This window comes from Pseudomonas sp. UBA4617, from assembly GCF_002386445.1.
Lineage (GTDB): Bacteria > Pseudomonadota > Gammaproteobacteria > Pseudomonadales > Pseudomonadaceae > Aquipseudomonas.
Genome location: NZ_DGIR01000022.1, coordinates 17,706 through 31,159 on the forward strand (window position 1 = coordinate 17,706; position 13,454 = coordinate 31,159).

Annotated in this window: 14 protein-coding genes; 6 read left to right on the plus strand and 8 right to left on the minus strand. The window is 64.4% G+C overall.

Annotated elements, in window-relative coordinates; all coding sequences use genetic code 11:
• Positions 1-18: 18 nt before the first annotated feature.
• The 6 genes from B4L76_RS09320 to B4L76_RS09345 all read right to left on the minus strand — a co-directional run bounded on the left by B4L76_RS09320 (position 19) and on the right by B4L76_RS09345 (position 5,429).
• Positions 19-504: a flavin reductase family protein gene (locus B4L76_RS09320; RefSeq protein ID WP_296231968.1), complete on the minus strand. Its 486-nt coding sequence runs from the start codon at positions 502-504 to the stop codon at positions 19-21.
• A 13-nt stretch (positions 505-517) separates the two neighbouring features.
• Positions 518-1,999, minus strand: a complete 1,482-nt coding sequence (locus tag B4L76_RS09325; RefSeq protein ID WP_296231969.1) for an aldehyde dehydrogenase — start codon at positions 1,997-1,999, stop codon at positions 518-520.
• Positions 1,996-2,829 (minus strand): alpha/beta fold hydrolase, encoded by an 834-nt coding sequence (locus tag B4L76_RS09330; protein ID WP_296231970.1) that lies wholly within the window; start codon positions 2,827-2,829, stop codon positions 1,996-1,998. The genes B4L76_RS09325 and B4L76_RS09330 overlap by 4 nt, the downstream gene beginning before the upstream one ends.
• 68 nt (positions 2,830-2,897) lie before the next feature.
• Positions 2,898-3,494 carry an amino acid synthesis family protein gene (locus tag B4L76_RS09335; protein WP_003258678.1) on the minus strand — a complete coding sequence of 199 codons (597 nt, stop codon included), beginning with the start codon at positions 3,492-3,494 and terminating at the stop codon, positions 2,898-2,900.
• A gap of 324 nt (positions 3,495-3,818) precedes the next feature.
• Entirely contained in the window at positions 3,819-4,859 is a 1,041-nt protein-coding gene (locus tag B4L76_RS09340; RefSeq protein WP_296231972.1) for an LLM class flavin-dependent oxidoreductase, read from the minus strand.
• A gap of 84 nt (positions 4,860-4,943) precedes the next feature.
• Complete coding sequence (locus tag B4L76_RS09345; RefSeq protein ID WP_289132323.1) at positions 4,944-5,429, minus strand: flavin reductase family protein; 486 nt, start codon at positions 5,427-5,429, stop codon at positions 4,944-4,946.
• A 319-nt stretch (positions 5,430-5,748) separates the two neighbouring features.
• Between B4L76_RS09345 and B4L76_RS09350 the strand changes: the two genes are divergently transcribed.
• The gene (locus B4L76_RS09350; RefSeq protein ID WP_296231974.1) at positions 5,749-7,155 is read left to right on the plus strand and encodes a purine-cytosine permease family protein; all 1,407 of its coding nucleotides are present in this window, start codon (positions 5,749-5,751) and stop codon (positions 7,153-7,155) included.
• Between the two features lie 75 nt (positions 7,156-7,230).
• Here the strand turns inward: B4L76_RS09350 and B4L76_RS09355 are convergent, their stop codons facing one another.
• Positions 7,231-8,142 carry an AraC family transcriptional regulator gene (locus B4L76_RS09355; protein ID WP_296231975.1) on the minus strand — a complete coding sequence of 304 codons (912 nt, stop codon included), beginning with the start codon at positions 8,140-8,142 and terminating at the stop codon, positions 7,231-7,233.
• Between the two features lie 102 nt (positions 8,143-8,244).
• On the opposite strand from B4L76_RS09355, the gene B4L76_RS09360 reads away from it, so the two are divergent.
• From B4L76_RS09360 to B4L76_RS09380, 5 genes are read left to right on the plus strand one after another with little or no spacing between them, the layout of a single operon-like run.
• Positions 8,245-8,805 (plus strand): carboxymuconolactone decarboxylase family protein, encoded by a 561-nt coding sequence (locus B4L76_RS09360; RefSeq protein ID WP_296231976.1) that lies wholly within the window; start codon positions 8,245-8,247, stop codon positions 8,803-8,805.
• 49 nt (positions 8,806-8,854) lie between these two features.
• Positions 8,855-9,919, plus strand: a complete 1,065-nt coding sequence (locus B4L76_RS09365; protein ID WP_296231977.1) for an acyl-CoA dehydrogenase family protein — start codon at positions 8,855-8,857, stop codon at positions 9,917-9,919.
• Entirely contained in the window at positions 9,916-10,737 is an 822-nt protein-coding gene (locus B4L76_RS09370; RefSeq protein WP_296231978.1) for an ABC transporter ATP-binding protein, read from the plus strand. Before B4L76_RS09365 ends, B4L76_RS09370 begins: the two co-directional genes overlap by 4 nt.
• Positions 10,724-11,929, plus strand: coding sequence for an ABC transporter substrate-binding protein (locus B4L76_RS09375; RefSeq protein WP_296231979.1), 1,206 nt, complete (start codon positions 10,724-10,726; stop codon positions 11,927-11,929). Before B4L76_RS09370 ends, B4L76_RS09375 begins: the two co-directional genes overlap by 14 nt.
• Complete coding sequence (locus B4L76_RS09380; RefSeq protein ID WP_296231980.1) at positions 11,929-12,684, plus strand: ABC transporter permease; 756 nt, start codon at positions 11,929-11,931, stop codon at positions 12,682-12,684. Before B4L76_RS09375 ends, B4L76_RS09380 begins: the two co-directional genes overlap by 1 nt.
• Before the next feature lie 48 nt (positions 12,685-12,732).
• Here B4L76_RS09380 and B4L76_RS09385 read toward each other — a convergent pair whose 3' ends face one another.
• Positions 12,733-13,419 carry a GNAT family N-acetyltransferase gene (locus B4L76_RS09385; protein WP_296231981.1) on the minus strand — a complete coding sequence of 229 codons (687 nt, stop codon included), beginning with the start codon at positions 13,417-13,419 and terminating at the stop codon, positions 12,733-12,735.
• Positions 13,420-13,454 lie beyond the last annotated feature (35 nt).

Consider the following 13,454-nt stretch of genomic DNA (forward strand, 5'->3'; position numbering starts at 1 on the left):
AAGAAGCGCATGGGTGTATCAGCCAAGCGCAGGCAGCGCGCCCAGCTTGCCTTTGTGGTAGACCATCGGCGTCACCGGCTCGGCCGGCAACACCAGGTTCTTCACCGCGCCAACGATGATGGCGTGATCGCCGCCGTCGTATTCGCGCCACAGTTCGCATTCGATGATCGCCGTGGCCTTGGTCAGCAGCGGGTTGCCCAGCTCGCTCAAGTGCCACTCGATGCCTTTGGCCTTGTCCTTGCCCTTGCCAGCGAACGCGTAGGCCTCGGCGGTCTGGTCGGCGGACAGCAGGTGAATGGCGAACTGCTTGCTGTCACGCAGGATCGGGTAGGTGTCCGAGGCATAGTTGGGACAGAACAGCACCAGTGCCGGGTCGATCGACAACGCGCTGAACGCACTGGCGGTGATGCCGACGATGCCGCCGTCGGCGTCCAGCGTGGTGACCACCGTGACGCCGGACGGGAAGGAGCCCATCACGTCTTTGTAGATGCCGGGTTCGATCATGGGCGCAGTTCTCCTAGCGCATGACAAAGGGGTCGGGCATGGGCGCAGTGGACAGGTTGATCCACACCGTCTTCAGCTCGGTATAGGCCAGCACCGAATCGATGCCGCTCTCACGGCCGTAGCCGCTGTTCTTGAACCCGCCGATCGGTGCCATGGCCGATACGGCGCGGTAGGTGTTGACCCAGATGATCCCCGAACGCACGTCGCGGGCCAGGCGATGCGCACGGCCCAGGTCGCGGGTCCAGATACCGGCGGCCAGGCCGAACTGCGAGTCGTTGGCGATGGCCAGGGCTTCTTCTTCGGTCTTGAAGCGGATCACCGCAGCAACCGGGCCGAAGACTTCTTCCTGCATGATGGTCATCGAGTTGCTGTCGCACTCGAACAGGGTCGGCTCGTAGAACCAACCGTCACCTTCGACCTCGGCACGTTTGCCGCCCATGTGCAGCCTGGCACCTTCGGCCTTGGCCGCAGCCACCAGGCCTTCGACCACGGCCAGCTGCTGCGCGGTAGCCATCGGGCCCATTTCGCTGGCGTCGTCCTGCGGGTTGCCGATACGGATGCGCTTGGCGCGGGCGACCAGGCGGGTGACGAACTCGTCGAAGATCTCGTCCTGCACCAGCAGGCGCGAGCCGGCCACGCAGCTTTGCCCGGAGGCGGCGTAGATGCCGGCCACTGCACCGTTGATGGCGCTGTCCAGGTCGGCGTCGGCAAAGATGATGTTCGGCGACTTGCCACCCAGCTCCAGCGACAGCTTGGCGAAGTTCTCGGCACTGCTGCGCACCACGTGGCGGGCGGTGGCAGCGCCGCCGGTAAAGGCGATCTTGCGCACCAGCGGGTGGCGGGTCAGCGCCGCGCCGGTGCTCGGGCCGTAGCCGGTGACCACGTTGACCACGCCGGGCGGGAAACCGGCCTCGAGGGCCAGGCGGGCCAGCTCGAGGATGGTCGCCGAGGCGTGCTCGGACGGCTTGAGCACGATGGTATTGCCAGCGGCCAGGGCCGGCGCCAGCTTGATCGCGGTGAGGTACAGCGGGCTGTTCCACGGGATGATCCCGGCGACCACGCCGATCGGCTCGTGCACGGTGTAGGCGAACAGGTCGGGCTTGTCCAGTGGCAAGGTGCCACCTTCAAGCTTGTCGGCCAGGCCTGCGGTGTAGTGGAAGAACTCTGGCAGGTAGCCGACCTGGCCGCGGGTTTCGCGGATCAGCTTGCCGTTGTCACGGCTTTCCAGCTGGGCCAGGTGCTCCTTGTTCTCGGCAATCAGGTCGCCCAGGCGGCGCAGCAGCTTGCCGCGCGCGGTGGCGCTGATGCTGCGCCATTGCTGGCTGTCGAACGCCCGCTGGGCGGCCTGTACGGCCAGCTCCACATCGGCTTCGTCGGCGTCGGGCAACTGCGCCCAGGCCTGGGCGGTGGCCGGGTTGAGGCTGTCGAAGGTCTTGCCGCTCTGGGCATCGCGCCATTGGCCGTCGATGCACATCTGGAAACGAACGAGGGTCATGCAACAATCCCCTTGGCGGATTCGGTGAGGGTGCGGGCTTGCGCGAGGAAGTCCAGCAGCATCTTGTTGACTTCGCGCGGTGCTTCCACCGGCATCATATGCCGTTGCTCGGCGAGGACCACACAGTGCGCCCCCGGAATGCTGGCGGCGAGTTGGCGGGCCATGGCCGGGGTGGAGCCCGCGTCGAGTTCGCCGGTGGCGATCAGCGTCGGCACCTGGATGCTGCCCAGGTCGGCGGCGCGGTACATGTCCTGGGTGGCGAACAGCGAATAAGTGGTGTGGTAGCCCTGTGGGTCGTTGCTCGCCAGGACCTGGCGGATAGCGGCGACCTGCGCCGGGTTGGCAGCCTTGTATTCACGGCTGAACCAGCGGTCGAGCGCGGCGTCGACATTGGCGTCGGGGCCTTGCTCGGCTGCCTGGGCGGCGCGGGCGATAACCCCGGCACTCTGTTCGGGGGTGCGGTTGAACACACTGTTGAGTATCACTAGCGCTGCCAGGCGCTGCGGGTGATGCAGGGCGAACGCGCGGGCGACCAGGCCACCCATGGAGAAGCCGATCACGGTGGCCTGCGCGATCTGCAGGTGGTCGAGCAGCTCGGCAAGCTGGGCGGCATAGCCTTCCAGGCCAATGTCGGCGGCCGGCAGGGCACTTTGGCCATGGCCGAGCATGTCGTAGGCGATGACGCGGTAGTCGTTGGCCAGGCCAACGAACTGACCGCCCCACATTTCCTTGTTCAGGCCCACGCCATGGATCAGTACCACGGGTTGGCCCTGGCCAACCGACAGGTAGCTGGTGCCGGCGGGGGTGCGTTCAGCAACAGGCTGAATCATGGAGGGCGCTCCTTCAGGGGCGGGCACGGCGGGTAGGCAGGTTACGCCCCGGCCCGTCCTGGTTGTTGTTATTGAGCGTTGGCTTTTTCGGCAGCCAGTTCTTCCAGGTCGATGTAGCGGTTGCCGATGCGCGGGTGCAGGCGGCCACCGTCGGAAGCGCCCAGGACCACGACGATTTCATCGGCGCGCGGGGCGTCCTCGATCTGCATTTCCAGGGTGATGTAGTGCGAACGCAGGCCTTCGTCGTCCTTCTGCATCATCGGGATCTGGATCGAGGTGCCCGGGCCTCCGCGCTTGTTGGTGAAGCTCAGGTAGCTCTTGGCCTGTACCGCTTCGCGATAGTGGTTGCCGAAGCGCAGGGTGTGGATCACCGCCGAAGCGTGTTCGATTTCGCCATCGGCGCCGACCACGGCCGCTTTGCCATAGGCTTCGATCTTGTCGGCACCACCAATGGCGGCAGTCAGGCGCTCGACCATCAGGGCCCCCAGGTCCGAGCAGTTGGCGCGGATTTCCGGCTTCAGATCCTCAACGAAACCGCGACCGGCCCACGGGTTCTTGATGACCACGGCCAGGCCGACCATGGTCACCGGCTTGTCAGTGGCCTTGCCGCCTTCGATGCGGGTCTCTTCGGAGTAGGTGACGATCTTGCGGATTTCGAAACTCATGGATGGCTCCTGGTGAGGGTTATCAGCTCTTCTTGTCTGATGGTATACCATAATATTTGTTGTGCAAGAGGTGGCGGGAAATTTCTCTCTTGCGAGGGGACGAAAGGTGGCCTGATGCCTTGAATTCTCTACTGTCTGTACTGGCCTTTCCGCGGGTAAACCCGCTCCCACAGGCACCTCTAGCGGAGCACCTGTGGGAGCGGGTTTACCCGCGAAGAGGCCCGTTCAGGCAACACAGGAAATACCCATAAAAAAACCCGCTCCTGCGGGCCACGATGGCCCACGAGAGCGGGCGCGTCCCGCAATGGTTCAGGTAAAGGGAATTCAGGCGAACGCTGGCACCACTTCCTTGATGAACAGCTCGAGCGATTTCTTCTTCTCGGCATGCGGCAGGCTGTTGTCGCACCAGAAGCTGAACTCGTCGACGCCAAGCGCCTGGTAGTACCTGATGCGGGCGATGATCTCTTCCGGGGTGCCGATCATGGTGTTCTTGCGGATGTTCTCCAGTTCGAACGCCGGCACTTCGGCAAACTTCGACTCCGGGCTAGGTTCAAGGAAGCCGTTGACCGGGGTAGTCTTGTTGCCGAACCAGGCATCGAAGGTGCGATAGAAGCGCGAGATGGCCTGGGCTCCGACCTTCCAGCCATCCGGCTCGGCCGGGCTGTGCACGTGGGTGTGGCGCAGCACCATCAGTTGCGGGCGCGGCACGCCAGGATTGTTGTCGAGGGCTGCCTGGAACTTGTTCTTCAGGTCCAGCACCTCTTCGTCGCCCTTCATCAACGGCGTCACCATGACGTTGCAGCCGTTGGCCACGGCGAAGTTGTGCGAGTCCGGGTCGCGGGCGGCGATCCACATCGGCGGCACAGCGTTGTAGGGCTTCGGCACGCTGGTGGAGGTGGGGAACTTGTACACCTCGCCGTCATGGGCATAGTCGCCTTCCCACAGCTTGCGCACCACCGGCACCATTTCGCGCAGGGCCTTGCCGCCGTTGGTGGCCGGCATGCCACCGGCCATGCGGTCGAACTCGAACTGGTAGGCGCCTCGGGCCAGGCCCACTTCCATGCGGCCCTTGCTGATCACATCGAGCAGGGCGCACTCGCCGGCGACCCGGATCGGGTTCCAGAACGGCGCGATGATGGTGCCGGCGCCCAGGCGGATCTTTTCGGTGCGTGCGGCCAGGTAGGCCAGCAATGGCATCGGGCTTGGCGAGATGGTGTATTCCATGGCGTGGTGTTCGCCGATCCACACGGTGCTGAAACCGCCGTCTTCGGCCATCAGGGTCAGTTCGGTGAGGTCTTCGAACAACTGGCGGTGGCTGACCTGTTCATCCCAACGTTCCATGTGCACGAACAACGAAAATTTCATGGGGCTTTCCTCAACGCTTGTTGTTTTCGCCCGCCAATGCAGCGGGCTTCAGTGTGGGAGCGTGCCTGCGTCTGGCTGCCAGGCTCAGGCAAAGGCGGGCAGGCTGGCCATCTTGCCGCGGCAGTACACCATTGGCCGTGGCGCCTCTGCCGGGACGATCAGGTTGTGCACCTTGCCGACCATGATGGCGTGGTCGCCACCCTCATATTCACGCCACAGTTCGCACTCGATGACCGCGGTGGCGCCGGCCAGGATCGGGTTGCCCAGTTCACTCAGGGTCCATTCGATGCCGCTGGCCTTGTCCTTGCCTTTCTTGGCGAACGCATAGGCTTCAGCTTGCTGTTCACCGGAGAGCAAGTGGATGGCGAAGCGCTTCTGGCGGATCAGTACAGGGTAGGAGTCGGAGCTGTAGTTGGGGCAGAACAGCACCAGCGGCGGGTCCATCGACAGCGAGGAGAACGCGCTGGCGGTCAGGCCGACGACCGAGCCGTCGTCGTCCAGGGTGGTGATGACGGTAACGCCGGACGGGAAGGAGCCCAGAACGTGCTTGTAGACGGTTGCGTCGATCATCGGGGTATACCTCTGAAGGGCTGCGGTGGTCCGCGGTTTTTATCGTTGATGTGTCTGATGGTATACCGTAATACCTATTTTGCAAGCGGAATTTTCACGCTTACGGTTATCACGATGAGCGGCGCAAGGCCACGGATGCCGCGGGTTTGGTAGCCAAGTCGGTTCGCTGGCAAGGCTTTTCAAACGGATCAGTGGGCAGTTTTTCCTGCGGATCAGTGTTGTCAAATGTTTGGAATACCATAATATGGTCCGCAGCTGAGAGGCCGCCTTGATGCGGTTTCCTTACAAAGATAAAAACGACCTTTCGAGCTGAAATCCTATGTCCCAACCGTCGTCGCAACACCCGTTTGTCGAGAACCACACGGTCGATTACGTTCCACCTGCCGAGCGCCACGGGAAGGCGCGTGACCTGTTCACCCTCTGGTTCAGTACCAACATCGCGCCACTGCCCATCGTCACCGGTGCCATGGTGGTCCAGGTGTTCCACCTGAACCTGCTGTGGGGGCTGGTCGCCATCGTGCTGGGCCATCTTGCCGGCGGCGTGGTGATCGCCCTGGCCTCTGCGCAGGGACCGCAGCTGGGCATTCCGCAGATGGTGCAGAGCCGTGGCCAGTTCGGGCGTTACGGCGCGCTGCTGATCGTGTTCTTCACCGCGCTGATCTATGTCGGTTTCTTCATTTCCAACATCGTCCTGGCGGGCAAGACCATCCATGGCATTGCCCCGGGCGTGCCGATGCCGGGCGCGATCGTGATCGGCGCGCTGAGCGCCACTGCCATCGGCGTGATCGGCTACCGCTTCATACACGTTCTCAACCGCATCGGTACCTGGGTGATGGGCTCGGCGCTGCTGGCCGGCTTCATCATGATGTTCGCCCAGGCGCTGCCGGCCGACTTCTTCAGCCGTGGCGGGTTCAACCTGTCGGGTTTCATCGCCACGGTTTCGCTGGGCACCATCTGGCAGATCAGCTTCTCGCCGTACACCTCAGACTACTCGCGCTACCTGCCGCGTGAAGTGGGGATTGCCAGACCGTTCTGGGCCACCTACTTCGGCGCCACCCTCGGCACCATCCTGTGTTTCAGCTTCGGTGCGGTGGCGGTGCTGTGCGTGCCCGAAGGCACCGACGCGATGGATGCGGTCAAGCAGGCCACGGGCTGGCTGGGCCCGGTCCTGATGGTACTGTTCCTGCTCAACATCATCAGCCACAACGCCCTCAACCTGTATGGCGCGGTGCTGTCGATCGTTACTGCGATCCAGACCTTCGCCGCGGCCTGGACACCGAGCATCAAGGTCCGGGTAATGCTGGCTGCGGTGATCCTGGTAGGTTGCGGCCTGGTGGCGCTGAATGCTTCGGCGGGCTTCATCGGCCAGTTCATCGGCCTGATCCTGGCCTTGTTGCTGGTGCTGGTACCCTGGGCGTCGATCAACCTGATCGATTTCTACCTGATCAAGAAAGGCCAGTACGACATCGCCTCGATCTTTCGTGCCGACGGCGGTATCTACGGCCGCTTCAATCACCACGCAATCATTGCCTATGCCTGCGGCATCCTGGTGCAGTTGCCGTTTGCCAATACGTCGCTGTATGTGGGGCCATACTCGAACATCGTCGAAGGGGCGGACCTGTCCTGGCTGTTCGGCTTGCTGGTGACGGTGCCGCTGTACTACTGCCTGGCCACTCGCGGCGCCGCAGGCGAGAAGGCAGGGCGGGTTGTGACTGTCAACGACTGACAGCCCCCTGCCGGGGCCACGATACGGCCCTTCGCGAGCGTGCCCGCGAAGGGCCGGTGCAGGAATACCGCGCGTTCAGCGCCCTTCATGCTGCCGGCGATACGCCCCCGGTTGCATTCCCACCGCCTTGGCGAACGCCCGGGTAAAGGCCGCAACCGACTGATACCCCACCTGTGCGCCGACCTGTTCCACGGTGTGCCCTGCCTGCAGCAGCTGGCTGGCATGACGCATGCGCAATGCCAGCAGCACTTGCCCCGGGGACTGCCCGGCCAGTTCATTGAAACGCTTGAAAAATGCCGAACGTGACAGGCCGGTGCAGGCTGCCATGCTTTCCAGGGTCCAGGCCTGCCCTGGGTGCTCGATCAATTGCGCCAGCAGCCCGGCATAAGCCGGCTGGCGGGCGAGTGCGACCAGCCCGCCCAGTGCCTGTCCGGCATGCACCTGCTGGCGTAGCACATAGAGGAACAGCAGGTGCGTCAACCGCTCCAGCAATGTTTGCGAAGGGCCGGCGGCACGCCGGCATTCCTCCAGGATCAACTCGAACAACGCCCGCGCCGCATGCCCGGCCGGTTCGTCGGCGCGCAGCAGTATCCAGTCGGCCAGGCCTTCGATGATCAGCGCTGACAGACCTGGCTTGAAATGGAAGAAGCCGCACACCAGCCCGACGCCATCGACCGCTTCGCCATCCAGTGCCTGCATGGCTTGGCGTGGCTGGGCACAAGCAGCGGCCAGGTCCGGTTCGCTGGCCAGGCGATAGCCAAGGTCGCGCAGCAGGAATACCGCATCGCCGGCCGCCAGGCGTATGGCATCGGGCTGGCCGTCGATGTGCAGCCAGCAATGCCCCTGTACCACCAGGTGGAAGCTGGCGCGGCCCATGCCCTGGGTGCTGGCGTGCCAGCCGCCGCAGTAACGGCCGACATGAAACAGGCTGGCATCGAGTTCCAGACCCTCTAATAACCAATCGACAAGACGGCTGGACGAAATCATCTAATGCAAAGACTCAAGAGCAAGGAAAGGCGACTGATGAATATGGAGGGTAATTCTTATAACCAACAGACTGTAGTGACACCCATCAAAGGAGACTACTGCATGTCGTCGCGCATTACTTTACACACCCTGCAGAGCGCCCCGGAAGCGGCCCGTCCATTCCTCGAGAACGCCCAGAAGAATTCCGGCTTCATCCCCAACCTGCTGGGTGTGCTGGCCAACGCTCCGGCGGCACTGGAAACCTACGTGACCGTTTCGGCACTCAACGGCAAGACCGAGCTGAGCCTGGCCGAGCGCGAAGTGGTGCAGCTGATTGCCGCCACCCAGCATGGCTGTGACTTCTGCGTGGCCGGCCATACGGCGGTGGCGCTGAACAAGGCCAAGCTGCCACCGGAGGTGGTCGAAGCCCTGCGTGCCCGTGGCGAACTGCCGGATGCCCGTTACGAAACCCTGGCCGCTTTTGCCCGCGAAGTGATCGCCACCCGTGGCAACGTCAGCGAGGCGACTTACCAGGCCTTCCGCGCAGCCGGTTTCAGCGAAGGTAACGCGCTGGAAGTGATTCTGGGGGTGAGCCTCGCAACCCTGTGCAACTTTGCTAATGTGTTCGCCCAGACGCCGCTCAACGACGAGCTGAGCAAGTACCGCTGGCAGCCAACCGCGTAACTGTACGCCTGGCGCTGGTGGCGCCTGCGATATCAAAAGGAGTAGGGACATGCTTGATACTGCATTTCGTCAATGGCTGGATGCCAATGCCGAGGCAATTGACCAGGGGCAGTGCGACCCGCAACTGGTGCTGGCGCACATCGCCGAATCGCAGCTGCTGCGCATTGGCGTCGCCCCCGCACTGGGTGGCAACGGTGGCGCGGTCACCGATGCGGTCGAGGCCATCGCCGCCATCGCCAGCCGCTCACTGGCCGCAGCCTTTGTCTGCTGGGGCCAGCGGGCGTTCATCGAATACCTGCTGCAAAGCCCTAACCAGGCCCTGCGTGAGCGCCTGCTGCCCAGCCTGCTGACCGGCGAGCTGGCGGGGGCCACCGGCTTGTCCAATGCCATGAAGTTCCTTTCCGGGATCGAGGCGCTGCAAGTGCGTGGCCGCCCTGGGGCGGCGGGCTGGACACTGGAAGGCCGGCTGCACTGGGTGACCAACCTGCGCAAGAGCGGGTTCGTGGTGGCGGCAGCCATTGAAGATGATGCTGGCGGTTCACCCTTCGTGCTGGCCATCCCCTCCGTCAGCCAGGGACTGGAGCGTTCTGACGACCTGGAGCTGATGGGCCTGCAATCGAGCAATACCGCAGCGCTGGCGTTCCACCAGGTAGAGCTCGGCCGTGACTGGCTGCTGCACGACAATGCCCGCGAGTTCCTGCCCAAGGTGCGCCCGGCGTTTCTTGCCTTGCAGTGCGGCATGGCCATTGGCCTGGCGCGGCGTTCGCTGCACGAAGTGCACGATCACCTCCATGGGCGGTTGTCGTTCCTCGAAGAGCATCGCCAGGTCCTCGACGAGCGGCTGGAAAACACCGTGGCCGAACTCAAGCAAGGCTTGCTCGAAGGGCGCTTCCAGAGCCAGCCGGCGGCCCTGTTCAAGTTGCGCATCATCCTCGCTGAATGTGCTGCCGATGCCGTGCAGCTGGAGCTGCAGGCCAGCGGCGGCAAGGCGTACCTCGATGAGTTCGGTGCCGGTTTCGCCCGCCGCTGGCGCGAATCGGCGTTCGTGCCCATCGTTACCCCAAGCCTGGTGCAACTGCGTGCCGAGCTGCATCGCCAGGCTGCCGGCGCATGAGCCAGGCATTGCTCGAAGCCCGCGAGATCAGCCTGGGCTACCCGCGCGACGGCGGCTGGCAGCAAGTGCTGGCGCGCTTCGACCTGCAACTGGCGCCAGGGGAGGTGGTGAGCATCCTTGGCCCCAGTGGGGTGGGCAAGTCCAGCCTGCTGCGGGTGCTGGCCGGCCTGCAGCAGCCGCATGGCGGCAGCGTGGCCCTGCACGGTGAGCTGCTGCAAGGCCCCCACCCGCGCCTGGCGGTGGCTTTCCAGGACCCGAGCCTGCTGCCCTGGCTGAGCCTGGAAAAGAACGTCGCCTTTGGCCTGGATTTCGCCCGCCAGCCAAAGCTGGCCGCAGCCGAGCGCCGTGCACGCATCGACCATGCCATCAGCGCGGTGGGCCTGGCCCATGCGCGCAGCCAGTACCCGGCGCAGCTGTCCGGCGGCATGGCCCAGCGCACCGCATTGGCACGCTGCCTGGCGCGCCAGCCTGAGGTGCTGTTGCTTGACGAGCCGTTCGGGGCGCTCGACGAAGTGACCCGTGCCGACATGCAGCAATTGCTGCTGCAGCTGATCGCTACCCATAACACCGCAGCCGTACTGATTACCCACGATATCGACGAAGCCTTGTTGTTGTCCGACCGGGTGCTGCTACTGGGTGATCACCCGGCGCACATCCTCGGCCAATGGCACATCGACCTGCCCCAACCGCGCGCGCAGCGGGTCGAGGAACTGGGCGCACTGCGAATCGAGATCCTCAAGACCCTTCGGCGGGCCAGCCGCACCGCTGTACCTTCCTCTACCTCGTTGCCTTCGGAGCCTGCACATGTGCATGGATGACTGCTGTTCCTCCACCTCGCGTCGTGATTTTCTCAAGCTCAGCGCCATGCTGACGGCTGCCGGGGCCGTGCCGCTGCTGTCCAGCCTGCAGGCCCGGGCTGCCGCCGAGCCCGACGCGCCGGTGCGCATCGGCTACCTGCCGATCACCGATGCCACGCCGTTGCTGGTGGCGCACAACAACGGCCTGTTCGAGGCCGAAGGCATCAAGGCCGAGCGCCCGGTGCTGCTGCGCAGCTGGGCGCAGGTGATCGAGGCGTTCATTTCTGGCCAGGTCAACGTCATTCACCTGCTGTCGCCGATGACCGTGTGGGCACGTTATGGCAGCAAGGTGCCGGCCAAGGTGGTGGCCTGGAACCATGTGGGGGGCTCGGGCCTGACCGTGGCGCCGGACATCACCGAGATGAAGCAGTTGGGCGGCAAGACCGTGGCCATCCCGTTCTGGTACTCGATCCACAACGTGGTGCTGCAGCAGATGCTCGGCGACAACGGCCTGACGCCGGTATCGAAGCCCGCCAACAGCCAACTGGCGGCCAACGAGGTCAACCTGCTGGTGCTGCCGCCCTCGGACATGCCGCCGGCCCTGGCCAGCAAGCGCATCGCCGGCTATATCGTCGCCGAACCGTTCAATGCCCTGGCCGAGAACCTCAAGGTCGGCCGTGTGCAGCGCTTCACCGGCGACGTCTGGCGCAACCACGCCTGCTGCGTGGTGTTCATGCATGAGCATGACCTGAACAACCGCCCGGAGTGGTCGCAGAAGGTGGTCAATGCCATCGTCAAGGCCCAGCAATGGACCCGCGACCACCGCGCCGAAGCCGCGGCGCTGTTGTCCAAGGCCGGCCCCAACAAGTACACGCCGCATGAACCGGCGGTGCTGACCAAGGTGCTGGCCCCGGCTGCCGAAGACCGCGCCGGCTACATTGCCAGTGGGGCGATCCAGCATCAGCAGTGGGATGAAAAGCGCATCGACTTCCAGCCCTACCCGTACCCCAGCTATACCGAAGAGTTGGTCAAGCGCCTCAAGCACACCTTGATCGAGGGCGAGAATGGTTTCCTTGCCGGCCTGGACCCGGCGCAAACCGCCCGCGACCTGGTTGACGATCGCTTCGTGCGCAACGCCATCGCCGCCGTCGGCGGCCCCTCGGTGTTCGGCATTGCCGAGAACTACCAGCGTAGCGAGGAGTTCGCGGTCTGATGCGCAAGCATGTCGTACATGCCGGCCTCGGCCTGGTCGGTCTGCTGGGGTTGCTGTTGTTGTGGTGGGCGGGTGTGCAGGTATTCGGCGAGGCCGATGGCCTGTCGGCACGCTTCTCGCCCCAGGCGACCCTGGCCAGCCTGGTCGAGTTGCTCGGCCAGGGCGAGGTCTACGGGCATGTCTGGGTCAGCCTCAAGCGCATCCTGGTCGGGTTGCTGCTGGCGTTGCTGATCGGTGTGCCGCTGGGCTTGCTGGTGGGCAGCTATCGGCAGCTGGAGGCCGCGACCACGCCGGCGTTCCAGTTCTTGCGCATGATTTCGCCGTTGTCGTGGATGCCGGTGGTGGTGATGCTGATGGGTGTGGGTGACCAGCCGATCTACTTCCTGCTGGCGTTTGCCGCGTTGTGGCCGATCCTGCTGAATACTGCCGCCGGGGTCCGGCAGCTGGACCCGCGCTGGTTGCAGTTGAGCCGCAGTCTGAGTGCCACGCGCTGGGAAACCTTGTGCAAGGTGATCGTGCCGGGGGTGATCGGCCATGTGCTCACCGGTGTACGCCTGGCCATCGGCATTCTATGGATCGTGCTGGTGCCGTGCGAAATGCTCGGGGTGAGCGCCGGGCTGGGCTACTTCATTCTCGATACCCGCGACCGCCTGGCGTATTCCGAGCTGATGGCGATGGTGTTGCTGATCGGCGTGCTGGGGTTCGTGCTGGATGCCCTGGCGCGTGGGTTGCATCGGCGCTGGGTACATGGCTGAAGGGCCAACGGGGCTTCTCCGCGAGCAGGCCCGCGAGAAGCCCGTGGGTCAGTGCACGCTATTGCGCTGGCGTACACACGCCTGGGCCTGAGCGGTCAACTCATCCAGCCGCTCATCGCGCTGCTGTTCCGCTTCGAGCATGGCATCCTCACCCTGCTGGTTGAGCAGGTAGGTATGGATCTGCATCACTTCGGCCGTCTGGTAGATCGGCGCGATATCCAGGCGCCCGATCAGCGCACCGCTGGCGCGCCCGGTGCTGCTCATCAGCACTTGCGGGCCATTGGCGGCCACCACCTGCATGCCCATGGCCTCGAACCACGGCACCTGGCTGGCAAAGGCATTCAGCTCGACGCAGGCATGGCGCGCCTGCAGGTCGGCCAACAGGGCGCGGGCAATGCCCTGGCGGCGATGGCTGGGGCGCACGGCCAGAAACGCCAGCGCACACACCTGCTCGTCGTCCTCGGCAGGTAACGACAGGGCAAAGCCCAGCAGTTGGTCCGGTGCTTCGGCGTCCAGCGCCAGGGTCAGCGCCACGGCCAGGCCGCGGGTGCCGTCCAGCGCCTGCAGGTACTGGTGCACCTCCATGCCAACGCCGTATTGATACAGCGGATACAGCGGGTTGTCGGCGCTGATGGCAACGCTGCTCAGTTGGCCGACATGGTGGATCACCAGTTCGCGGATCTGGTTCTGGAAGGCTTCAGGCGGCACGCTGTCGAGGCGGCTCAGGATGAACATCGGGGGGTGGGCTCCGGCGGTTGGGTAGACGGCCC